The following is a 21716-nucleotide window of genomic DNA, read 5'->3' as shown; positions in this document are numbered from 1 at the left end:
CCGACGGGTCTGTGGGGACCGGATGCGGCCGGACCGCCCCCCGCCGGGTCGCCCGAGACCAGGCCGATCGCCGCCTTGGCGGCGCGCAGCGTCAGCGGTGCGTTGTCGGCGATCTCGGCGGCGAGCCGGTCGGCCTCCGCGGCGAGGTCTGCGGCCGGCACCGTCCGGGTCAGGAAGCCGATGGCCAGCGCCTCCGGGGCGTTGAGGCGGCGGGCGGTGAAGAACAGTTCCTTCGCCCGCATCGGCCCGACCGCATTGACCACGTCGCGCATGCATTCCGGCGGATAGCCGACGCCGAGCCGGGCGGCGGGGATGCCGAAGACGGCATCGTCGGCGGCAATCCGCAGATCGCAGGCCACCGCCAGCCCCATGCCGCCGCCGAGGCAGAAGCCGCGGATCACCGCCACGGTCGGCTTCCGCGCTTCGCGCAGGGCCGCGAAGGCCTCGGCATTGGCACGTTCGTAGGCCGCCCCTGTGACGGCGTCGCGCCGAACCTCGGCGAACTCGGAAATGTCGGCGCCCGATACGAAGGCGAGGTCGCCCGCCCCCGAGACCAGGATCACGCGGACATCGTCGCGTCCCTCCAGCCCGGCGATCGCACCCGGGATGGCCTGCCACATCGCCAGGGAGACCGCATTGCGCCGGGCCGGATGATCGACCAGGAGCCGGCCGACGGCGCCGTCCACTTCGACGCGGATGCGGGGATCGGCGGTTGCCACGCTTTCGACCATGTCGGACCCTCGTTGTTCGCGGGCGCGAGAGAAGCCGCCGGGCCGGGTCCTGTCAATCCGCCGAGGCGCCCGGCATGGCACTGGCCCGCTCCGCGCGCGGCTCCTATATCGGAACCAAAGGCGGCCCATGTCGCGGCGCGACCGCGGCTGTGGTAGGATGACGCAGACCCGGGACCTTGCCCCCGAGGAGAGACGACGATGCAGCGCAACCAATCCCAGCCTGTCCATCTGCCCAATGTCGACCCCCTCTGGCAGAGGGTGCGCACGGAAGCCGAAGCCATCGTGTCGGCAGAGCCGGCGCTGGCCAGCTTCGTCTGGGAGACCGTGCTCAACCACGACCGGCTCGAGGATGCGGTCATCCACCGGATCGCCGAACGGCTCGACCACCCGACCGTCAAGGCGGCCCTGATCCGGCAGACCTATGAGGAAGCGCTCGCCGCCGAGCCCGATCTGGGCGACGTGATCCGCGTCGACATGCAGGCCGTCTTCGACCGCGATCCGGCGTGCAACCGCTACATCGAGCCGCTGTTCTATTTCAAAGGCTTCCACGCCATCCAGACGCATCGCCTGGCCAACTGGCTGTGGCGGCGCGGACGGCGCGACTTCGCCTACTACCTGCAGAGCCGCTCCTCGGCCGTGTTCCAGGTCGACATCCATCCGCAGGTGCCGCTCGGCCGCGGCGTCTTCTTCGACCACGGCACCGGCATCGTGATCGGCGCGACCGCTGTGATCGACGACGACGTCTCGATCCTGCAGGGCGTCACCCTCGGCGGCACCGGCAAGGAAACCGGCGACCGCCATCCGAAGATCCGCCGCGGGGTCCTGATCGGGGCCGGTGCCAACATCCTCGGCAATATCGAGGTCGGCCATTGCGCCCGCGTCGCCGCCGGCTCGGTGGTGCTGAAGGCGGTGCCGCCGCGCACCACGGTGGCCGGCGTGCCGGCGAGAATCGTCGGCGAGGCGCCCTGCAACGAGCCCTCGCGCGCGATGGACCAGATGCTGCACGAACACGACGTTCAGATCTGAGCGGCGGCGGATCGATCGCACAGGTGCGCTCCCGGCTTTTGATCGGCCTCGTGCTGGCCGTGATTCTCGGCGTCCAGGTCGCCGGCCTGATGCTGATGGGGCGGCCCTGGATTTGTCCCTGCGGCAGCGTGAAACTCTGGCACGGCGTCATCGACAGTGCGGAGACGTCGCAGCATCTGCTGGACTGGTACAGCGCCACCCATGTCCTCCATGGGATCCTGTTCTTCGCCGGCGTGCGCCTGATCCTGCCGCGTCTCGCCGTCCGGCAACTCGCCCTGATAGCGCTGGCCGTCGAGGTCGGCTGGGAACTGATCGAAAACACCCCGGTCATCGTCGAACGCTATCGGGTGCAGGCGCTGGCGCGCGGCTACACGGGCGACAGCATCCTGAATTCGCTGTCGGATTCGGCGATGGCGATGTTCGGCTTAGGGCTTGCGGCATGGTTGCCGATCCGGATCACGATCGGGCTCGTGCTGGCCGTGGAGATCGGCCTCGCCGCCATCGTGCGCGACAATCTCACCCTCAATGTCCTGCAGCTGATCCATCCGGTTGCGGCGATCTCTGCGTGGCAGGCGGGGCGGTGACGGAAGCCGGGGAGAGCCGCATGGTCGGCTTTGACGGGTCGCCTCGATCATGCGATAGCCGGCCCCGAGACGGTCGCGATGGCGGCCCCCGGACGATCGGCCGCAAAGGCGGCCCAAGGAGCGGAGAGATCGCGTGGACAAGCAGGAAATCGCCAAGCTGCAGGGCTATCTGCGCCGGAAGTTCAACAACCAGACGCTTCGCATCGAAGCGCGGCCGCGCAAGAAGGACTCCGCCGAGCTTTTCCTGGGCGACGAGTTCATCGCGGTCATCTTCCGCGACGACGAGGACGGCGAGGTCAGCTGGAACGTCCAGATGGCCATCCTGGAATCCGACCTGGACGACTGAACCGTCGTCAGCTTGACAGAAGGCCCTCGGCGAGCGCCCGGACGCGTTCGTCGAGGCTGCGCCAGTCGGGCATCAGCGCATAGCGGAACCGATAGAGGGCGACCAGCGACGGGCCGACGGCGATCTCCCTGAGGCAGGTCGTGGCGCGATTGTCGCCGTCGGTCGCGAAGCAGCGGGCGGCGAAGGGGCGTGCGCCGCCCGGCTCGTAGAAGATCAGTTCATCCTCATAGCCGGACCCGGACGCCATGCGCTGGCCGACCAGGCCGTTCGGCCCTTCGATCGGTGCGCCGACGAAGAATCGGGCATAGACCGCGGTCAGACGGGCGGAGGTATCGAGCGGGCTCTGGCGCGGCTCGATCGAGACGAAGACGACCGCCGGATCGGGCGTGGCGTCGTCGAGCGTGCGGACGCTGCGCGCCTGCACGGCGGCGAGATCGGGCCATGTGAAGGCGAGATCGACCCGCCCGTGGGTCCCGCCGCTGCGCTGGTCATCGAAACGGATCAGATGGGTCGGCACGGCAAGCTTCTGGCCGGCGATCGTCATGCCGACGGCCTGCGGCCCGGTGTCCTCGAACCCGCCGTCGCGCATGCCGAAGACCCGGTCGCGGACCGACCAGACCCCGGCCAGTGTCGCCAGCAGCAGCGCTGCGGAGACCGTCACCGAACCCGAAACGGCACGTCTGAAGGCGCTCAAAGAGAAGCCCATCGCGTTAACCATGTTTGCAGTCCGCACGGGGCAACCGGGTCGGTGCCGGGGACAGTGTCGAGGCTGCGTGGTAATGGTTAACCGTCGGTAAATGTCGGGTTCCGCCATGTTTCTCAACGCCATGATCCTGATCTATGCGGTTGCGACCGGCTTCGTCGCGGCGGGGCTCCTGGCGAGCCTCTATCAACTGATGACCGACCGGCCGCCGGCCTTCGCGGTGTCGACCGAAAATCTGGTTACCGGGGTCGGGGCGATCATGATGTGCGCCTTCGCGGGCCCGTTCATCATCATGCGCAATGCCATCCGCGGCCGGCTGATCGAGCACCGTCCTCTCGGCTGGCTGGCGGCCAGCGCCTTCATCGCCGCCGGCTGGAGCCTGTGCTCCGGCATCCTGGTGATCGAGTTCGCCCTCGCCCTGCGCGACACGATCGCCTGACCCGCATCGCAGCGGGGGATTCGGGCTCGCCCGGCCGGCGCGCTTCTGGCATGGTCCCGCCGATTTCGCGATCGCGGGGGATGTGAATGCCGATCTATGCCTTCGAAGGACAGCGCCCGGAACTGCCGGCGCCCGGAACCTACTGGATCGCGCCGGATGCGGTGCTGGTCGGCAAGGTGCGCGTCAAACCGGGCGCGAGCATCTGGTTCGGTGCGGTGCTGCGCGGCGACAACGAGTGGATCGAGGTCGGCGAGGGGGCCAACGTCCAGGACATGGCCATGCTGCACACCGATCCGGGCTTTCCGCTCACGATCGGCCGCGGCGTTACGGTCGGCCACAAGGCGATCCTGCACGGCTGCACGGTCGGCGACGACAGTCTCGTCGGCATGGGGGCGATCATGCTGAACGGCTCGGCGGTCGGTGCCGGCTCGCTGGTCGGGGCCGGCGCGCTGATCACCGAGCGCAAGGTGTTTCCGGACCGGTCGATGGTCGTCGGTGCGCCGGGCAAGGCGATTCGCAGCCTGGACGACGAGGCCGTCGACGGGCTCCGCCGCGCCGCGCAGATCTATGCCGACCGGTTCAAGCGCTACATCGCGACATTGGAAGACGTGACCGGCGCCTGAGGGCGTCACGCCAAAAGGTTCGGGCCGGCACCTTGCGGTGCCGGCCCGAGACGCGGACCCGATCTGGTGGGGACGGGGAGGGTGGGGACGCGACCGGGTCCGCGTGACCGAATGGGATTCCTGGCTGCTCGTCAGCGCCCCGTGGAGGCCACAGTGTCGGTGCGGCGATCCTCGATCGTGTCCCAGCGCGCGACATCGAACTGGGATTGGCGCTTCACGTAGCGGTATTCCGTCTGGTTCCAGGGCAGGACCTGGGCCTGCTGGTTGTCGAGCACGTAGTCGCCGCGATCTGTCACCACCGTCAGGACGGCATGGCCCTGGTTCTTGGTGTCGCGCACCACGGTGATCAGCAGGCTGGTCACCGGCCAGCCGCGATCCATCAGCATCTTGCGCTTCAGGAGGACATAGTCCTCGCAATCGCCCTTGCCCTGGCGCGGATAGGTCCAGTATTCGGCAACGCCGTAGAGGTCCTCGTCGGTGACCGGTTCGATCACCCGATTGACATAGGCATTGACGGCGACCAGTTCGTCCCAGCGCGCCTTGCTCATCGGGACACGAACGGCTGCCGGAGCGGTTCCGACGCAGTCCGCCAGATGTTCCTTGCAGAACTGCACGAATCCGATCGGCGGCGCCGTCGTCCCGCGCATGTCCATCGCGTTGCCGGCTCTGGCTGTTGTGACGTCCAACGTTGCAACGCTTAGCAACGCCAGACCGAATGCGATGGCATGTCTTGATGCTTTGCCGAAGAACATCAATGCCTCCCTGTCCCTGGAGGCAATTGATACCTTGATGCTTTTTATGTGCGTATAAGTTCGCAGATCGAATTCAAGTCGACTGTAAGTCAAACTCTCCGAAAACTTGAAGCTTATTTGTATCGAATTTTATCGATCGAGATTTTGATCGATGAATCAAGTGGATGCGCGCATATGGTTGCGGCCGTCCTGCCGGCGCGGGGCTGCGGGCGGCGCCGGGCGATCGTTCCAATGCGGTGAAGGTTTGATGAAAACCGCCCGGCGGGGAAGGCCGGGAGACGTCTGCGGACCCGGCGGTCAGGCCTCAGTTGACCTGGCTTTCCAGGTTCTCGATCGTCTGGAGCACGGCGAATTCGACCGCGACGCCGTCGTCGAAATGGCGCACGATGCGGCCGCGGATCTTGCCGAGCAGGACCTGTTCGCCGAGCGGCGGCCGCTCGACCATGGCCAGGGCGGCGCCGGACAGCGAGATGTCGACGATGCGGCAGCGCAGTTCGCGCTGGCCGCCGACGGTCAGGATCGCGAAGGGGTTCTTCGGGGCGTAGCGATCGTGGCGGCGATCTTCCGGCAGGTTGAGAACATGCCGGTTGGCAAGCCAAGTCAATTGCGCGGCGATCTTGTCGCGCTTGCGCAGCGTTGCATCGATCTGCATGGCGAACCCGCCCGTCAGGGGACGGACGATCTTGCCCTCGACGCGGCCGATATGGTCGATATAGGCGATCACGCGTTCGCCGACCGTGCCCGAAACGGGCGCGATCATGGCCGCGCCGCCGGGCGACATGTTGACGACCTGGCAGGGATATTCGCGCTTGTTCTCGAGCATGAACCGGCCGAGCAGGTTCACCTTGACGCGCTGATGGCGGCGGCGATCCTGCTTGTGCCATGTTGCCGCAAGCGCGGTGCTGGATTTCTTCGCCTCTGCCATCCACGCCTCTGAAGCGCGATGCGCGCAGCCTGCGGCCGAACGCGTCCTGGAGCTCAGCCTAGACCGGGATGGTTAAGGGGATCTTGCCGGGGGCTCCATCAAGAACGATTTTGGTTACGAACGGCCGCTACCTGGGACTGGCCGCCGATAACCATGCGCGGACTGCGATCGGAAACGGGCTTGACATCCAAAACGTTTATTATGCGGTCCACCAGGTCGGAGGCGATTGTCGGTCACGACTTCCCGCCGTCATAGACGACCAGATGGGCGACGCGCCGGCGCATGGAATGGACCAGGCTGCCGGTGCCCGGCCGCGGCGTCTGGGCTTTCTCGTCCTCCGGCAGGCCGATCCGGAAGGGCCGCTCGTCGGGCCAGATCAATCGCAGGCTGGAGATGGTCTGCGTCATGATCGGATGGATGCCGATCCAATAGGGATCGTCGGCCGGAACCAGGCAGCCGAGCACGCGGCAGTAGCCCTGGCCCGGCTGGCTGATCGGCAGCAGCAGGCATTCGAAGGCCAGTTCGCGGCCGTGATCGCTGCGCCCGACCATGCCGAGCACCGCCGCCGCGGCATCCTCATGGATGGCGGCGAGCAGGCTCGCCACCGCCTCCCGGTCCTTGCCGCGCCAGAAGGAGAGGAACTCCTTGCCCTTCATCTCGCGACCGTAGGCGGCGCAGATGCGGGTGCCGGCGAGCCGGAAGCGGTAGTCGGTACGCGAGACGACCTCAAGGATGAAGGTGTCGGCGAGCAGTGTCCGGATATCGGCCGGCTCGATCTCGCTGCGTTCGGGGGCCGGGCGATCGCCCCGGATCCGTTGCCAGTAGTCATAGAGCTCGCGTGTCGTTCGGTTCTTCATGGCGCCCCCGCTCGGGCTCCGCAGGCCGTCGCCCCGTGCCGGCCGGGCGGCGGCCCGGTCGCAAGGGGATCGGCCGAGCTGTCGAGCCATCCGCGCTTGGGGCGAAATGCACGCCCGGTGCCAGCCGCATGCGTGCCGTTCCTGGACCCTTCGGGGGCCGACTGCCTCAAAGCGGGATTAGGGTTAACAAAACCTTGCCATTGCGAAACTGCCGCCCGGCACGGCATGGTCCCGACCGACGACAGGGGAGAGCCGCAAGGCCGGACCGGAACGGTCCGTCGTCAGGTGGACGCGACCAGGAGCCGTCCGTCCTTCGGGGCGGGCGGTTCCCGCACGTCGGCGGGTCCGATTTCGGGCCGCCGCGGATCTTCCCTTTCGGTGGATCGTCGTTATGTGAGAAGGCGTCGAAGCCGATTGCGGGACGCCATGTACGGGTATCAGCACAACAGTTCACTGGTCGAAGAGCCGCCGGCGAAACCCCGGCGCGAGCCCTTCTTCAGCGACGTTCCGGCGCCCGTTCTCTGGCTCGCCGCCGTCATGCTGCTGATCCACGCCGTCCGCCTGGCGCTCCCCCAGGACACCGACTTTGAAGTGCTGCTCTGGTTCGCCTTCGTCCCGGAGCGCTTTGCCGCCGACGCCGCGGAAATGGGCTATCCCGGCGGGCCGCTCACCGCGGCGATGACCTTCGTGTCCTACGCGCTTCTGCATGTGGATTGGCTCCATGTCCTCGCCAACACCGCCATGCTGCTGCCGCTCGGCGCCTCGGTGGCGCGGCGGGTGGGCGGCGTCCGGTTTCTGGCCTTCTGCGTCGCCACCGCGGCCGGCGGCGCGCTCGCCCATCTCCTGTCCCATCCGGGCGCCGGCATCCCGATGATCGGCGCCTCGGGCATCGTCTCCGGACTGCTCGGCGGATTGCTGCGTTTCCGCTTCGGTCCGCAGGGTCTGAGGCCCGATCTCGCCGGCAAGGCCGAGCAGCCGCGCCGCTCGCTCCTTTCGCTCGCCCGCGATCCGCAGGCGATCCTGCTGATCGCAGGTCTGGTCGTGACCAATCTGCTGCTCGTGGCCGGGGCCGATGCCTTCGCGGGGCCCGACTCCGGCATCGCCTGGCAGGCCCATGCCGGTGGTTTTCTGGCAGGTCTTCTCGGCTTCCCGCTGTTCGACCGGCCCGATCGTCGACCCGCGCCCTGAGCGGGGGGTTGCCTGGAACCATTGCGACCTTCACTATGTTCGCTAGCCGTCAGGGAGGACGGCTGAACCGGTCGGCTCGCGCCTCTCCGGGGCCGCGAGCCCCGCTCTGCTGCGAAATCAGGGAGGCTCCGCCAATGACTGTGAAGGTTATTCTGTCCGACAAGGGCCGTAGCGTCGTCACCCAGCATCCCGACGCCACGCTCGCCGAAATCTGCGAGACCCTGGCAACGCACAAGATCGGCGCCGTGGTGCTGACCACGCGGGATGGCGGTATCGCGGGCATTCTGTCCGAGCGCGACGTGGTGCGCGCCCTGGCCCAGGAGGGGGCCGGCGCCCTGTCGCAGAAGGCTTCCGGCTACATGTCGCGCAACGTCGTCACCTGCCATGAGGAGGAGACGATCCACGACGTGATGACCAAGATGACGGCAGGCCGTTTCCGGCACATGCCGGTGGTCAAGGCCGGGCGGCTGATCGGCGTCGTCTCGATCGGCGACGTGGTCAAGCGCCGGATCGAGCAGGCCGAGAAGGACGCCGAGGAAATCCGCAACTACATCGCCACGGCCTGACAGGCCGGTGCCTGCGGCCGGAGACAGGAGAGGGTGCTCGACCCGGATCCCGCGCGGGATCCGGGACGGCCGTCACGGATGCTTGTGGCCGCAGGCCGAACCGTAGACATCGGCCGGATCGAAGGTCGGATCCGCTTCCACGAAGGCGAGTGGTGCGTCGGCCGGCCCTCCGATCGGCACCGCCCGATAGAAGCAGGAGCGGTAGCCGCGATGGCAGGAGGCACCGTGGCCTTCGACGCGGACCTTCAGCCATACCGCGTCCTGGTCGCAGTCCACGCGCAACTCCGCGACAAGCTGCCGGTTGCCGCTGGTCTCGCCCTTGACCCACAGGCTCCGGCGCGAGCGGCTCCAGTAGGTGGCGATGCCGGTCTCGATCGTCCGCGCCAGCGCCTCGGCATTCATATGGGCGAGCATCAGCACCTCGCCCGAGACGGCATCGGTGACGACGGCGGTGATCAGGCCGGCCGCGTCGAACCGCGGCGTCAGCTGCGTGCCGAGTTCGAGCGCGTCGTGATCGCCGGGAGCGGGAAAGGAGCGGGGCGGAGTGTCGGTCATGCCAGCGGCATAGGCCGGCGGCCGTTGCCGGTCAACGGTCCGCCGCACGATCCGTCCGGATCGCGGCCGTACTCCGTCGGCGGGCGGTGGCCGTCGCGTCAATGCGAAGCGGCGGCCGGCGGCCGGTTCAGCGCAGGCCGCGCACCAGCGTCATGAAGCGCACCTGCTCGGTCGGATCCTCGCGGAACACGCCTGTGAACTGGGTGGTCAGCGTCGAGACGCCGTCCTTCTGCACGCCGCGCATCGACATGCACATATGCTCCGCCTCGACCAGGATGGCGACGCCGCGCGGCTTCAGGAAATCGTCGATCGCATTGGCGATCTGCGCCGTCATGGTCTCCTGCGTCTGCAGCCGCTTGGCGAAGACATCGACCACGCGGGCGAGCTTGGACAGGCCGACCACGCCGCGCGACGGGTAATAGGCGATATGCGCCTTGCCGACGAAGGGCACCATGTGGTGCTCGCAATGGGAGTGGAACGGGATGTCGCGCACCAGCACGATGTCGCCGTAACCCTCGACCTCCTCGAAGACCTTGGCCAGCACCTCCGCCTCGTCGGCGCGGTAGCCGGAGAACAGCTCCTCATAGGCTTTGACGACCCGCTTCGGGGTATCGAGCAGGCCTTCGCGCTCCGGGTCGTCGCCGGCCCAGCGGATCAGCGTGCGGACGGCCGCTTCGGCTTCGGCTCGGCTCGGTCGCCCGGCCTGGTCCTGCGGCGTGGGCCGCTCGTCGCGGTCGCGGCGGTAGAGATTGACGATGGCATCCATGGGGAAGATCTCCCGGCTTTCTCGTGGTTCCCTCAACATACGGCCCCGCTGGCGTTTCGGACCACGCGCCCCTCCGTCCTTCGTGACGGCGCCGGGATGCGAGCTCTGCTGGGATCGACTATATAGTTCTTTTTGACGCCTCGATAAGGCTCGCCGGCAGGACCGGACGCCCGGACGATGCGTCGCATCCTGTGGGAAGCGCTGCCCATGATCGACGATGTCTACAACAAGAAGATCCTCGAACTGGCCGGCAACATTCCCCGGCTCGGCCGCCTCGCCGATCCGGACGCCAGCGCCACCGCCCATTCGCGCCTGTGCGGCTCGACCGTCACGGTGGATCTCAAGATGGACGGCGATGTGGTCACCGATTTTGCCCATGACGTGAAGGCCTGCGCGCTCGGCCAGGCCTCGTCGTCGATCATGGCGCGCCATGTCGTCGGTGCGAGCGCCGCCGAATTGCGCGACCTCCGCGAAACCGTCCGCCGCATGCTCAAGGAGAATGGCGCCCCGCCGGAAGGCCGCTTCGAGGAGGCGAAATATCTGGAACCGGTGCGTAGCTACAAGGCGCGCCACGCCTCGACCCTGCTGACCTTCGACGCGGTCGTCGCCGCCATGGACCAGATCGAGGCGAAGCGCCGCGCTGCGGCCGAGACCGTCTGATTGGGCCGGCGGCGGGGCTGTTTGGCCGGCGACCGGTCCACGATGCGTCTTCCGGACCGGCAACCTTCGGTGTATGCTGCCAGCAGGCTAGGGGAATGGCCTCGCGGCCATCCCCCTGCCGGACTGACCGGGAAATGGAGATCGTGACTCTCCACTTTCCGAGCCGGAGCGTGATGGTCATCTTCACCATGACCGTCACCTCCTTGCCGAGGCGTGTCGGCTTGCACACCCGACGACGGCCGGGTGCATGACTTTGTCGCGAAAGCCGCTCAGACGCCAAGTCGTCTGTGCGGCTTTTTGCATCTTTTGAGTGTAATTTTAGATCGAATGGTTGAATCCGAGAGGTGCCGCATCCGTGCCGAGATGGCGGCAAAACGGGATCACGGCGCTACGGCTTCACGGTTTCACGCCGGTTCAGGCCGAGCAAAGTGCCGGTCGGCCTCGGCGGCGACGCGGTCGAAGGTGGCTTCCAGCCTGGCGTCGGTGCCGCGCATGCGCTCGACCACCTGCCGCGCCCAGGCGACATAGTCGACCAGCCGCTCATGGGCCCAGTCATGCGGCGGGCTGTGCACCAGGGAGCGCACGTTCGAGATCTTGTCCGCAATCTTGATCAGCCGCGCCTCGGGGCTGAGGGTTGCGGCATGCTCGATCTGCAGGCGCTTGCGCTCGGCCTTGGGCAGCGACTTGTCGTCGGTCACCTCGGCGACCAGGCCGGCCACGCGCGCACCGAAGCCGTCGATGAGGTCGGCATGGGTCACGACCGTGTCCTCGACCGTGTCGTGCAGATAGGCGGCGGCGATCACCTCGGCATCCGGGGCCGCATCGGCCGCGGCCACAAAGGCGGCGACTTCCGCCAGGTGGTTCATGTATGGATCGCGGTCGATCCCCTTGCGCTGCTGGTCCTTGTGGTGGACCGCTGCGAAATGGACGGCACGGGTGATCAGGACGGCGTCGTCGGACATTCTCCCTCCGATCTCGGCGCGGGAGCGGAAGTCACGGCTGGGGAGGCGGAGCGGAGGCGCGATGTGCAGGCACTGCCAAGGCGAAGGGCCGATCCGCCGGGGGCCCCACGTCCTCCTGGCCCGCGGACTGATCCGGCTCTATCGCTACACTTTTTCGGCTTTTATGGGGCGGACCTGCCGCTATCTGCCGACCTGCTCGGACTATACCGAAGAGGCGATCGCGCGGCATGGGCTGTGGGCCGGCGGATGGATCGGTCTTGCCCGGATTTTGCGCTGCGCACCGTGGGGATCGTCGGGCATCGATCCGGTTCCGGCCGAGTTGCCGCCCCAGGCCTGCTGGTATATGCCCTGGCGCTACGGCCGCTGGACCGGCCGGCACATCGTCGACAGGTTCTGAACCCTCGACAAACGTCAGACCCAGAAAGGCTTACCCGGGTTCGTCGCCGGGAGTGAGCCGGAGGAAAACCATGATCCAGATCACCTTCCCGGATGGCGCGAAACGCGAATTCGAGGCCGGCACGACCGGGCTCGCCGTGGCCGAATCCATCGCCAAGTCGCTCGCCAAGAAGGCCATCGCCGTCAAGCTCGACGGCCGGCTGAGCGACCTGCGCGATCCGATCGTCTCCGACGCGCACCTGCAGTTCGTCACCCGCGAGGATCCGGAAGCGCTGGAACTGATCCGCCACGACTGCGCGCATGTCATGGCCGAGGCCGTCCAGGAACTCTTTCCGGGCACCCAGGTGACCATCGGTCCGGTCATCGACAACGGCTTCTATTACGACTTCTATCGCCCCGGGCAGCCCTTCACGCTGGAGGAGCTCGGCCAGATCGAGAAGCGCATGCGCGAGATCATCGCGCGCAACAAACCCTTCACCAAGGAAGTCTGGAGCCGCGACAAGGCCCGCCAGGTCTTTGCCGACAAGGGCGAGGCCTTCAAGGTCGAACTGGTCGAGGCGATCCCGGCCGACCAGGATCTGAAGATCTACTACCAGGGCGACTGGTTCGACCTCTGCCGCGGCCCGCACATGGCCTCGACCGGGCAGATCGGCAATTCCTTCAAGCTGATGAAGGTGGCCGGCGCCTATTGGCGCGGCGATTCCACCCGGCCGATGCTGTCGCGCATCTACGGCACGGCCTGGACCAACGACGCCGATCTTGCCGCCTATGTGCATATGCTCGAGGAGGCCGAGAAGCGCGACCACCGCAAGCTCGGCCGCGAGATGGACCTGTTCCACTTCCAGGAGGAGGGGCCGGGCGTCGTCTTCTGGCACGCCAAGGGCTGGACGATCTTCCAGGAACTGATCGCCTACATGCGCCGCCGCCTGAAGGGCGACTACATGGAGGTCAACGCCCCGCAGGTGCTCGACAAGGTGCTGTGGGAGACCTCCGGCCATTGGGGCTGGTACAAGGAGAACATGTTCGCGGTGCAGTCGGCCGGCGAGGACACCGAAGACAAGCGCGTCTTCGCCCTCAAGCCGATGAACTGCCCGGGCCACCTGCAGATCTTCAAGCACGGCCTGAAGTCCTACCGGGATCTGCCGATCCGCATGGCCGAATTCGGCATCGTGCACCGCTATGAGGCGTCGGGCGCCATGCACGGCCTGATGCGCGTGCGCGGCTTCACCCAGGACGACGCGCACATCTTCTGCACCGAAGACCAGATGGCGGCGGAATGCCTGAAGATCAACGACCTGATCCTGTCGGTCTACGCGGATTTCGGCTTTGAGGAGATCGAGGTCAAGCTGTCGACCCGGCCAGAGAAGCGCGTCGGCTCCGACGATCTCTGGGACCGCGCCGAGGCCATCATGACCCAGGTGCTCGAGCAGATTGCCGAGGAATCCGGCGGCCGCATCAAGATCGCGCTCAACCTGGGCGAGGGCGCCTTCTACGGACCGAAGTTCGAATACACGCTGAAGGACGCGATCGGCCGTGAGTGGCAATGCGGCACGACCCAGGTCGACTTCAACCTGCCGGACCGGTTCGAGGCCTTTTACATCGACGCCGACGGCTCGAAGAAGACGCCGGTGATGATCCATCGCGCCATCTGCGGCTCGATGGAACGCTTCACCGGCATCCTGATCGAGAACTATGCCGGCCATTTCCCGCTCTGGATCGCCCCGGTCCAGGTCGTGGTGGCGACCATCACGTCCGATGCCGACGGCTACGCCGAGACCGTGCGCCGGCGGTTGATGGCGGCCGGCATCCGCGCCGAGCTGGATCTGCGCAACGAAAAGATCAACTACAAGGTGCGCGAGCACTCGCTGGCCAAAGTCCCGGTGATCCTGGTCTGCGGCAAGCGCGAGGCCGAGGAGGCGACCGTGGCGGTGCGCCGGCTCGGCTCCAACGAGAACCGGGTGGTGAAGTTCGACGAGGCCCTCGCCACCCTCATCGACGAGGCGACCCCGCCGGACGTGAAGCGCGCCCGCGCCGGCACGGGCTGATCCTGACCTGCCGTCCGGGGCCGCACAGCGTGCGGCTCCGGACGCTTTGCGTCAGGGCACGGACGCCCGCCGGATCAGCCGGGAAGCTGCGTGCAGACGACGTTGCGATAGACCGGCTCACCGGTGGGGCCGGTGCAGGACGAGCCCGTGCAGCGGCAGCCATATTTCCAGGTGCATTTCTTGCCGAGCAGGGTCTGGTTCGGCCCGACGGTTGAATCGACCCGCAGACATTGTTGAGCGCCCTTCGGCGGCTTGTTGACGATCTGGGCCTCCGAGCCGGAGGTGGCCGCGAGGATGAGGGCGGCTGCAAGAAAGAGATTCCGCATGACGGATGCCTCCGCGACGGTCGGGGGTGGAGCTGCAGCGCGACCGTTCCGCCCGTCCATCGTTTCAGCCGCCGGTCATGCCGTCTTCCCAGACGCCGCGGATGGCCTGCGCCCGATGGGAACACGGCGCCGATGGTCTGCCATTGAGACATTTCCGGTCTGTGCTAGCCTTCCGATGTATTGTGATCGCTGCATGTGATGAAGGCGGTCGGTCGGGTTCAGGAGGCCGCTCCCATGCCGACATGGCGATTTTCGACGGAACAACTCGGACCCCGCCTGAGTGATGCCGCCAGGGTGCGGCGCTGGGCGGATTGCCTGTCGGGCAATGGTGTTTCTTTCCACTGTCCCCGGGAGGACGGATTTCGCGGCTCGGTCGAACTGCTGCGGTTGCCGGGATGCGAGGTCGGACGCGCCGACGCGACATCGGCCGTCGGCAACCGCACGGCCGAGGCGATCGCTCGGGATCGCGATCAGGCCTTCTTCATTTTCGCGAATGTCGGCGGGGCCAGAAAGGTCGCGTCGCAAGCCGGCCGGGACATGGTTCTCGATCAGGGCGCCATCACGTTGCTCGATCATACTCGTCCGCACCGGACGCTGGCCCCGGACGGCGGAGCCGCGGTGGCCGTCGTGATTTCCGGAGCGGATGTTGCGGCGTCCGGCCTGGCGCTGGGCGACCGGACGTGCCGGGCTCCGGCCGATCCCGGTGCGGCCCGGCTCCTGCTTCGCTATGCCCTCGGCCTGATCGCCGATCCGTTGTCCGGTCCGGACGGCGAGGCGTTGGCGACGCAGCACCTCACCGATCTCGTCGGTCTCGCCTTCGGGGCCCAGGATCGGCGCGGCGATCGGGCGCGCGCGGCGGTCGCGGCGAGAGCGCGCCTCATCCTCACCGCCATCAGGCGCCGCGCGATGGAACCGGACATCGATGCTGCCTCGGTCGGACGCGATTTCGGGCTGTCCGAGCGAACCGTGCAGGGCCTCCTGGCCGAGTTCGGGACGAGTGTCGGCCGCGAGGTCCTGGAGGCGCGCCTGCGGCGGGCCTACGACCTGCTGCACGGCATCGAGCCGGCTTCCGCGACGGTTGCGGCCATCGCCTTCGATTGCGGCTTCAACTCGGTATCGACCTTCTATCGCGCCTATCGGACGCGCTTCGGATGCTCGCCCGGCGAGGCGCGGCGGCGCGTGCCGCAATCGGTCCCATCGAAACCCCTCCCGGGCCGACCTCAGTGATCGGATGCGGCGATCGTCACCGGCGCCGGCCAGGGCCGACGCCCAGGTCCGTCCGTCTTGACGCTTTCATGTGGTAGTGGCTCACTCGCTCGGGTCGACAGGGAAATCGCCATGCGCCTCATGTGCCTCGTCACGAGCCTTGCCCTTCTGGGCCTCGCGATCCTGTTCGGGCCGGCATCGGCGCAGGCCGATCCGGGCGACAAGGCCGGCTGGTCGATCGGCACGGATCCGCGCAAGCGCGTCTTCCTGCACTATGTCGCTGAGAAGGACGGTCGGCGCGAACTGACCTTGGCCTGCCTGCGCGATGTCGACAGTTTCGATGTCTATACCGCCGGCCTGATCCCGAAGCGCCCGGACGGCGAGGCGAAGCTGACCCTGCGCAGCGGCGGCGGCAGCATCGACTTCCAGGGTTCGATCGGCGACGGCGACGATGGCGGCGTCACGTCGCGCTTTGAAGCGAATATCGAGGCCGACGCGGCGACCCGCAAGTCCTTGCGCGCCACGCTGTTGCCGGTTCTCGCCGGGGCGGGGCCGATCCAGCTGAAGCTTGCTTCGCGGGAGATCGTGCTCGCCCCGTCCGGGCCGCCGGCTGCCGCCATCAAGCGTTTCGAGAGCATCTGCTTCGGAAAATAGGACCCTTTGCGGCCGTCGGGAGGCTTCGCACATGTCGGGCAGGGGACGGGCGGCGTCGGCCGCACTGGCATTGATGGTGATCGCGGCCAATCCGGCCGGTGCCGACGAGACCGTTACGCTCGGCGGCGCCAGCGGCGTTCTCATCAAGCCCGCCGGCAAGGCGCGCGGCAGCATCATCCTGCTCGCCGGCGGCGACGGGGTTCTGAATATCGGGGCGAACGGCAGCTTCACGGGCCTGCGCGGCAACCAGTTGGTGCGCACCCGGCAGTCCTATGTCTCGGCCGGCTTCGCAGTGCTGCTGCCCGATCGGGGCGCCGATCTCGGCACCGCGGTGCAGACCATGGCGGCGATCGCCCGCCCCGTGACGATGGTCGGGACCAGCCGCGGCACGCAGCGCGCCGCGGAGGCGATCGCGGCCGGCGTGCGACCCGACAAGCTGGTACTGACCTCCGGCTTTCTGACGCCCGAATCCGGGCCGGGGCCGAATGTCAGCCAGATCCTCGGTTCGGCCGGATCGCTGCCGCGCACCCTGGTCGTCCACCACCGCCGTGACGGCTGCCGCTTCACGCAGCCGGCCGGCGTCGAGCCGTTCCGGGCCTGGGCGGCCGGGCGGGCCAGCGTGACCTGGCTCGACGGCGGCGCGGATGGCGGCGACCCGTGCCAGGCCGCCGGCCATCATGGCTTCGCCGGTCTCGACGGTCAGGTCGTCTCGGCCGTCGTCGGCTTCGCCGGGCGGTGATGCCGGGGGGATCCCGTCAGAGATTCCTTTCCAGGAAGGAGCGGACCAGGAGCTTGTTCTGGTTCGGGGTCAGGCTGAACGAGAAGGTCAGCGTGCCGTCCGAGAGTGCGGCGCCCGGCTCCTTGGCGCCGGCGCAGCTTAGCGTCTTGATCTTGTCCTTGAGCGCGTCCTTGCCGAGCTGGTCGCCGCACAGATCCTCGATTGCATCGAGGGCGGCAGCGCAATAGGGCGCGACGTTCTTTTTTGAGACCTCGGCCTCGTCAAAGCTCTTCCAGTCGAAGCCGGCCTTCAGGTCCAGCCCGCAGCGCTTGTTGGTCAGTGCCAGCGCGGTCGAGAGGTCGGCCTCCTGCTGGACGCGCATCTTCTTGACCTCCAGCGACTGCGCCGACGCCGGCGCGGCGGCGAGAAGCGAGGCGGCGGCAGCGGCACCGAGAAGGGCAGCGATACGGATATGGCGCATGGATGGTGATTCCCGTGGGTCCCCCGACCGGCGGGCACCATGCACGCAACCGATTTCCGCAGCGTGTCGCCGACCATTTCCGTGCTGTTGCGTCGGAGGCCGCGACCCGCCGTCGGGACCGGGCGGACCGTCAGGGCTTTTCGAGCTTGTCGGCCAGCAGTTCGACCTCGCGGTCGTAGCCGGCCTCGACGGTGAAGTTGCGCGTATAGACCTGACCCTGGTGCTTGGCGACGACGGCATATTCGCCCTCCGCCAGGACGAAGGACGGGAACGCGCCGACGGTCTCGGTCAACTGGTCGCCGTTGGGTTGGCTCAGAACCAGCCAGTCGACGCCGGCAAGGGCTTCGCCACCGGTCTCGGCGACCAGCTTCAACGTCGTCTTGGCGGCCTTGTGGTAGACCGTCGCCTCGGTCAGCTTGCCGGGATTGACGTGGATCTCGGCGCGCACCACGGCGTTCAGGTCGCCGTAGTGGGAGACCACGTGGTAGGTGTCGGCATTGAGGCGGATGACCCGGCCCGGCTTGGCGCCGATCACCAGCGCCTGGCGGTCGCCGCGCTGGTCGGCATCCTTGGAATAGATGTCGAAGGTGACGCGGTCCTGGTCGACCGGCAGGTCGCCGACGACGGCGGCGCCGAGCCGCATGCCGCCGGCATTGAGCACCAGCGTTTCGGTCCGCTCGGCCTTCTCGACCGTCACGCGGGTGGTGGCGCCGGCGCGCCCATAGGCGGCATGGACCAGATAGGAGCCCGGATCGAGCCGGAACATGGCCTCGCCGCCGGCGGCGGTGGCGACCAGCTTCAGCTTGGTCTCGTCGGTTTCCTTGGTGTCCTGGAACACCCGCCAGACGAGACCCGAACGGATTGGCTGCCCGTTGTCAGTGACCAGGGCCCTCAACCGCAGCACCTGCTTGCCGCGCGGCAGATCGGGCTGGGCCAGCGGATTGGGGATGGCCGGAGCCGGGTTCGGCGCATAGGGGATCGGCGCGACGGGGGCGGGAGCGCCGCCGGCAGGCGGAGCGGCACCGGCCGGGGCGGGGCCTCGTCCCGGCGCACTCTGCGCCAGCGCGGCCGTGGGCGCGATGGCGAGGAGCAGGGCCAGCAGGGTCGAAGCGAGGCGGCGCGACATGAAGTTCCCGTGATGGAGCGGAGCCCGGTCGATGGCGGCGCGGCAGATGTCGGTGACGAGAATGGCGAAAACGAGACTGCGCCGCAATCCGCAAGCCGTGCGGCGCGGTCCGGCCGGATGTTTTGCGGCGAAACCGCGCATGGGGCGGATCGGAGCCATGCGTTGACAGGACTGGTGCGATCCGCTTTGCCTCGGCACGAAAGCTGTTCCAAGCCACGCGAAAGTTCCTCATGCCCGACGCGCTCGAACTCCTCAAGACCCGCCGATCCGTCTCGGCCTTCCTGCTCGGCGATCCTGCGCCGAGCGATGCCGATATAAGGCAGATGATCGAGATCGCCGCGCGCGTACCCGATCACGGCAAGCTGACGCCCTGGCGATTTATCCTGTACCGGCGCGAGCAGGGCGAGCGGCTGAGCGAACTTCTGATGCCGCTCTACCATGCGCGCTTCCCCAATGCCGAAGCCCAGCGCGTCGAGCAGGAGCGCGGCCGCTTTTCGCGCTCGCCGGTCACGATCGGCGTGATCAGCAAGGCCGCGACCCATGCCAAGATTCCTGAATGGGAGCAGTTCCTGTCCGCCGGCGCCTCGACCATGAACCTAGTCCTCGCCGCTCACGCCCTCGGCTTCGCGGCCCAATGGGTGTCGGACTGGTGCGCGGACGATGTGGCGGCGTCCGCACTCCTCGGAGCCGGGCCGGGCGAGCGGTTCGTCGGCTTCGTCCATATCGGCACTCCGAAGGAGAAGCCGCTCGACCGGCCGCGCCCCGCCGTCGACGAGGTCCTGTCCAACTGGAGCGAGGCGCGCTGATGTTCTTCCGTCCCGAAGCCCGCCCGACCGATCGCCTGCCGCATGACCCGTTCAAGGCGATCGTGGCGCCGCGCCCGATCGGCTGGATCGGCTCGGCCGACGCCGAGGGACGGGCCAACCTTGCCCCCTACAGCTTCTTCAACGCGATCGGCTCGCACCCGCCACTGGTCATGTTCTCCAGCGAAGGCCTCAAGGATTCGGTGACCAACATCCGGGCGACCGGCGAGTTCACCGCCAGCCTCGCCACCTGGGACCTGCGCCACGCGATGAATGCGAGTTCGGCGCCGCTGCCGCCCGGCACGAGCGAGTTTGAGGCCACCGGCCTGACGCCCGTGCCCGGCCAGATCGTCCGTGCCCCGAGGGTCGGCGAATCGCCGGTCGCGCTCGAATGCCGCGCCATCGAGATCAAGGCGCTGGTCGATCTCGACGGCCGGCCGATCGGCAACCACATGGTGATCGGCCAGGTGGTCGGCATCCATATCGACGACGCCTATGTCATCGCGGGCCGGTTCGACCTCGCCCGCGCCCGCCCGATCACCCGCTGCGGCTACAAGGACTACGCGGTCGTGACCGAACTTTTCGCGCTCGACCGGCCGCCCGGCGCCGATTGAACCCGCCCGGGATGCAGAAGCGCGACCCGAGACCAACGGGCAGCTTGTTTTTGCCGGCCGGCGCGGTACAGCTTCAGACATATTCGCCTCCGCGAACCACCCTTCGACAGGTGCAGCCCATGATCTCGACGTCCGGTACCGCCCTCCCGGGTCTGACCCGCAGCCTCGCCATCGCCCCCGTCTGGGCCAAGGTCGCCGCCGTTCTGGTCGGCACCGGCCTTCTGGCCGCCTCGACCCAGATCACCGTGCCGATGTTCCCGGTTCCGATGACCATGCAGACCTGGGCGGTCCTGGTCATCGGCGCGCTCTACGGCTCGCGGCTCGGCGCCATCACGGTGCTGGCCTATATCGCCGAGGGTCTCGCCGGCCTGCCGGTCTTCACCGCGGGCGGCTTCGGCCTCGCCAAGCTGATGGGGCCGACCGGCGGCTACCTGATCGGCTTCGTGATCTCCGCCTGGATGATCGGCTACGCCATGGAGCGCGGCCTCGGCCGTTCGCTCGGCACCTCGATCCTGGCCTTCACGCTCGCCCACGCCGTGGTGTTCGTGCCCGGCGTCGCCTGGCTCGCCTATCTGGTCGGAGCCGACAAGGCGATCGCGCTCGGCGTGGTGCCCTTCTTCGTGGGCTCGGTCGTCAAGACCGCCCTGGCGGTGGCCACCTACGAGGCCGCCCGCAAGGTGCCGAGCCGCGGCTGACCGGCCGCCGTATCGAGTTCCTGAAACAACTGAAGGCCCGGGATGCGTCCGCATCCCGGGCCTTCGTGCATTCGGGGTGTCCGGCTTCCGGATCGGGCCGGTCAGCCGCCGGCGCGGGCGATCAGCCGCTCGGCGCGCTTCAGGTGCGGACGGTCGAACATCTTGCCGTCGATCCCGATCACGCCGGCATCGCCGGCCGCCGCAAAGGCCGCGACGATCGCGCGGGCTTCGGTCAGCGCGGCCTCGGAGGGCGTGAAGGCGGCATTGATCACGGGCACCTGGGCCGGATGGATCGCCATCTTGGCCGTGTAGCCGTCGCGCACGGCCGCCCGGCACTCGGCGGCGAGCCCGGCCTCGTTGCGGAAGTCGACATAGACCGTATCGATCGGCGTCACCTCCGCGGCGACGGCGCCGAGCAGGTTCATGGTCCGGGCGAGCCGGAAGGTCTCCAGCCACTGGCCCGCCTCGTCGCGGTTGGCCGCGCCGATATCGGCGGCCAGATCCTCGCCGCCCCAGGCGAGGCCCTCGAGCCGGTGCGAGGCGCCGCGATAGGTGCCGGTCCGGAACACCGCCTCGGCGGTCTCGGTGGCGATGGCGATGATCCGCGCCGCGCCGTCGGGCCGCCCGGTCTCCGCCTCGCGCACCGCGATCTTGGCATCGAGCCGGGTCACGTCCGGCCCGCCGCAGGCTTTGGGCAACATGATGCCCTCCGCGCCGGCGGCGATCACGGCATCGAGATCGGCGTCGGTCAGTCCGGTATCGAGCGCGTTGACCCGCACATAGAGGCGCGGGCGCCCAGGTTCCAAGACCCGGGCGGCCAGGAAGTCGGCGGCCACCCGCCGGGCTTCGGCCTTGGCCGACGGGGCAACGGAATCCTCCAGGTCGATCAGCAGGATGTCGGCGCCCGAAGCGAAACCCTTGTCGAGCTTGCGCGGGCTGTCGCCGGGGACGAAGAGCAGGGAGCGCATG

At 68.0% G+C, this 21716-nt stretch carries 28 protein-coding genes; 16 read left to right on the top strand and 12 right to left on the bottom strand.

Going from position 1 to position 21716, the window contains the following annotated elements:
- Positions 1-731: enoyl-CoA hydratase-related protein (locus tag KL771_RS13375; protein WP_261969053.1), on the bottom strand; the 731-nt coding region annotated here is incomplete at its 3' end.
- A 198-nt stretch (positions 732-929) separates the two neighbouring features.
- On the opposite strand from KL771_RS13375, the gene cysE reads away from it, so the two are divergent.
- The 3 genes from cysE (at position 930) to KL771_RS13360 (ending at position 2687) form a co-directional block, all read left to right on the top strand.
- The gene (gene cysE, locus KL771_RS13370; RefSeq protein WP_261969052.1) at positions 930-1757 is read left to right on the top strand and encodes a serine O-acetyltransferase; all 828 of its coding nucleotides are present in this window, start codon (positions 930-932) and stop codon (positions 1755-1757) included.
- A 23-nt stretch (positions 1758-1780) separates the two neighbouring features.
- Positions 1781-2341: a DUF2585 domain-containing protein gene (locus KL771_RS13365; RefSeq protein WP_261969051.1), complete on the top strand. Its 561-nt coding sequence runs from the start codon at positions 1781-1783 to the stop codon at positions 2339-2341.
- A 133-nt stretch (positions 2342-2474) separates the two neighbouring features.
- Entirely contained in the window at positions 2475-2687 is a 213-nt protein-coding gene (locus KL771_RS13360; RefSeq protein ID WP_054357760.1) for a DUF3126 family protein, read from the top strand.
- 7 nt (positions 2688-2694) lie between these two features.
- Here the strand turns inward: KL771_RS13360 and KL771_RS13355 are convergent, their stop codons facing one another.
- Positions 2695-3405: a hypothetical protein gene (locus KL771_RS13355; RefSeq protein WP_261969050.1), complete on the bottom strand. Its 711-nt coding sequence runs from the start codon at positions 3403-3405 to the stop codon at positions 2695-2697.
- Positions 3406-3499: 94 nt separating this feature from the next.
- On the opposite strand from KL771_RS13355, the gene KL771_RS13350 reads away from it, so the two are divergent.
- The gene (locus KL771_RS13350; RefSeq protein WP_054361839.1) at positions 3500-3829 is read left to right on the top strand and encodes a DUF6949 family protein; all 330 of its coding nucleotides are present in this window, start codon (positions 3500-3502) and stop codon (positions 3827-3829) included.
- A gap of 86 nt (positions 3830-3915) precedes the next feature.
- Entirely contained in the window at positions 3916-4452 is a 537-nt protein-coding gene (locus KL771_RS13345) for a gamma carbonic anhydrase family protein (protein WP_261969049.1), read from the top strand.
- Between the two features lie 131 nt (positions 4453-4583).
- Here the strand turns inward: KL771_RS13345 and KL771_RS13340 are convergent, their stop codons facing one another.
- The 3 genes from KL771_RS13340 to KL771_RS13330 all read right to left on the bottom strand — a co-directional run bounded on the left by KL771_RS13340 (position 4584) and on the right by KL771_RS13330 (position 6986).
- Positions 4584-5099 carry a transglutaminase-like cysteine peptidase gene (locus KL771_RS13340; protein WP_261969048.1) on the bottom strand — a complete coding sequence of 172 codons (516 nt, stop codon included), beginning with the start codon at positions 5097-5099 and terminating at the stop codon, positions 4584-4586.
- Between the two features lie 409 nt (positions 5100-5508).
- A complete protein-coding gene (locus tag KL771_RS13335) occupies positions 5509-6129 on the bottom strand; it encodes a PilZ domain-containing protein (RefSeq protein WP_054357756.1) in 621 nt (206 codons plus the stop codon).
- A 233-nt stretch (positions 6130-6362) separates the two neighbouring features.
- Positions 6363-6986, bottom strand: a complete 624-nt coding sequence (locus tag KL771_RS13330; RefSeq protein ID WP_261969047.1) for a PAS domain-containing protein — start codon at positions 6984-6986, stop codon at positions 6363-6365.
- Positions 6987-7412: 426 nt separating this feature from the next.
- Between KL771_RS13330 and KL771_RS13325 the strand changes: the two genes are divergently transcribed.
- Together KL771_RS13325 and KL771_RS13320 are read left to right on the top strand one after the other, a co-directional pair.
- Positions 7413-8174: a rhomboid family intramembrane serine protease gene (locus KL771_RS13325; protein WP_261969046.1), complete on the top strand. Its 762-nt coding sequence runs from the start codon at positions 7413-7415 to the stop codon at positions 8172-8174.
- A gap of 134 nt (positions 8175-8308) precedes the next feature.
- The gene (locus tag KL771_RS13320) at positions 8309-8740 is read left to right on the top strand and encodes a CBS domain-containing protein (protein WP_261969045.1); all 432 of its coding nucleotides are present in this window, start codon (positions 8309-8311) and stop codon (positions 8738-8740) included.
- Between the two features lie 72 nt (positions 8741-8812).
- Here KL771_RS13320 and hisI read toward each other — a convergent pair whose 3' ends face one another.
- A complete protein-coding gene (gene hisI, locus KL771_RS13315) occupies positions 8813-9295 on the bottom strand; it encodes a phosphoribosyl-AMP cyclohydrolase (protein WP_261969044.1) in 483 nt (160 codons plus the stop codon).
- 127 nt (positions 9296-9422) lie between these two features.
- A complete protein-coding gene (gene folE, locus KL771_RS13310) occupies positions 9423-10061 on the bottom strand; it encodes a GTP cyclohydrolase I FolE (RefSeq protein ID WP_261969043.1) in 639 nt (212 codons plus the stop codon).
- 207 nt (positions 10062-10268) lie between these two features.
- Between folE and KL771_RS13305 the strand changes: the two genes are divergently transcribed.
- Positions 10269-10721, top strand: coding sequence for an iron-sulfur cluster assembly scaffold protein (locus KL771_RS13305; RefSeq protein ID WP_261969288.1), 453 nt, complete (start codon positions 10269-10271; stop codon positions 10719-10721).
- Between the two features lie 404 nt (positions 10722-11125).
- On the opposite strand, the gene KL771_RS13300 is transcribed toward KL771_RS13305, so the two are convergent.
- On the bottom strand, positions 11126-11683 hold the full coding sequence (locus KL771_RS13300; RefSeq protein WP_261969042.1) for an HD domain-containing protein: 558 nt from the start codon (positions 11681-11683) through the stop codon (positions 11126-11128).
- Positions 11684-11744: 61 nt separating this feature from the next.
- Here KL771_RS13300 and yidD point away from each other — a divergent pair, with 61 nt between their 5' ends.
- A complete protein-coding gene (gene yidD / locus KL771_RS13295; protein WP_261969041.1) occupies positions 11745-12080 on the top strand; it encodes a membrane protein insertion efficiency factor YidD in 336 nt (111 codons plus the stop codon).
- A gap of 70 nt (positions 12081-12150) precedes the next feature.
- Entirely contained in the window at positions 12151-14124 is a 1974-nt protein-coding gene (thrS, locus tag KL771_RS13290) for a threonine--tRNA ligase (protein WP_261969040.1), read from the top strand.
- 74 nt (positions 14125-14198) lie between these two features.
- Here the strand turns inward: thrS and KL771_RS13285 are convergent, their stop codons facing one another.
- Positions 14199-14450: a hypothetical protein gene (locus KL771_RS13285; protein WP_261969039.1), complete on the bottom strand. Its 252-nt coding sequence runs from the start codon at positions 14448-14450 to the stop codon at positions 14199-14201.
- 198 nt (positions 14451-14648) lie between these two features.
- Here KL771_RS13285 and KL771_RS13280 point away from each other — a divergent pair, with 198 nt between their 5' ends.
- From KL771_RS13280 to KL771_RS13270, 3 genes are all read left to right on the top strand, one after another.
- Complete coding sequence (locus tag KL771_RS13280; RefSeq protein WP_261969287.1) at positions 14649-15677, top strand: helix-turn-helix domain-containing protein; 1029 nt, start codon at positions 14649-14651, stop codon at positions 15675-15677.
- Positions 15678-15788: 111 nt separating this feature from the next.
- Complete coding sequence (locus tag KL771_RS13275) at positions 15789-16310, top strand: hypothetical protein (protein ID WP_261969038.1); 522 nt, start codon at positions 15789-15791, stop codon at positions 16308-16310.
- A 31-nt stretch (positions 16311-16341) separates the two neighbouring features.
- Positions 16342-17049, top strand: a complete 708-nt coding sequence (locus tag KL771_RS13270) for an alpha/beta hydrolase (RefSeq protein WP_261969037.1) — start codon at positions 16342-16344, stop codon at positions 17047-17049.
- Positions 17050-17065: 16 nt separating this feature from the next.
- Here the strand turns inward: KL771_RS13270 and KL771_RS13265 are convergent, their stop codons facing one another.
- Both KL771_RS13265 and KL771_RS13260 read right to left on the bottom strand, forming a co-directional pair.
- Complete coding sequence (locus tag KL771_RS13265; RefSeq protein WP_261969036.1) at positions 17066-17509, bottom strand: hypothetical protein; 444 nt, start codon at positions 17507-17509, stop codon at positions 17066-17068.
- A 130-nt stretch (positions 17510-17639) separates the two neighbouring features.
- Positions 17640-18722 carry a hypothetical protein gene (locus KL771_RS13260; RefSeq protein WP_261969035.1) on the bottom strand — a complete coding sequence of 361 codons (1083 nt, stop codon included), beginning with the start codon at positions 18720-18722 and terminating at the stop codon, positions 17640-17642.
- Between the two features lie 143 nt (positions 18723-18865).
- On the opposite strand from KL771_RS13260, the gene KL771_RS13255 reads away from it, so the two are divergent.
- The 3 genes from KL771_RS13255 to KL771_RS13245 all read left to right on the top strand — a co-directional run bounded on the left by KL771_RS13255 (position 18866) and on the right by KL771_RS13245 (position 20747).
- On the top strand, positions 18866-19441 hold the full coding sequence (locus KL771_RS13255) for a nitroreductase family protein (RefSeq protein ID WP_261969034.1): 576 nt from the start codon (positions 18866-18868) through the stop codon (positions 19439-19441).
- Positions 19441-20052, top strand: coding sequence for a flavin reductase family protein (locus tag KL771_RS13250; protein ID WP_261969033.1), 612 nt, complete (start codon positions 19441-19443; stop codon positions 20050-20052). Before KL771_RS13255 ends, KL771_RS13250 begins: the two co-directional genes overlap by 1 nt.
- A gap of 119 nt (positions 20053-20171) precedes the next feature.
- On the top strand, positions 20172-20747 hold the full coding sequence (locus KL771_RS13245; protein WP_261969032.1) for a biotin transporter BioY: 576 nt from the start codon (positions 20172-20174) through the stop codon (positions 20745-20747).
- A gap of 101 nt (positions 20748-20848) precedes the next feature.
- Here KL771_RS13245 and KL771_RS13240 read toward each other — a convergent pair whose 3' ends face one another.
- Positions 20849-21715: an HpcH/HpaI aldolase/citrate lyase family protein gene (locus KL771_RS13240; RefSeq protein WP_261969031.1), complete on the bottom strand. Its 867-nt coding sequence runs from the start codon at positions 21713-21715 to the stop codon at positions 20849-20851.
- Between the last annotated feature and the right edge of the window lies 1 nt (position 21716).

Source organism: Prosthecodimorpha staleyi (assembly GCF_018729455.1).
GTDB lineage: Bacteria > Pseudomonadota > Alphaproteobacteria > Rhizobiales > Ancalomicrobiaceae > Prosthecodimorpha > Prosthecodimorpha staleyi.
Note: the sequence above shows the minus strand (reverse complement) of the source record. Positions and strands in the feature narration are given on the sequence as shown.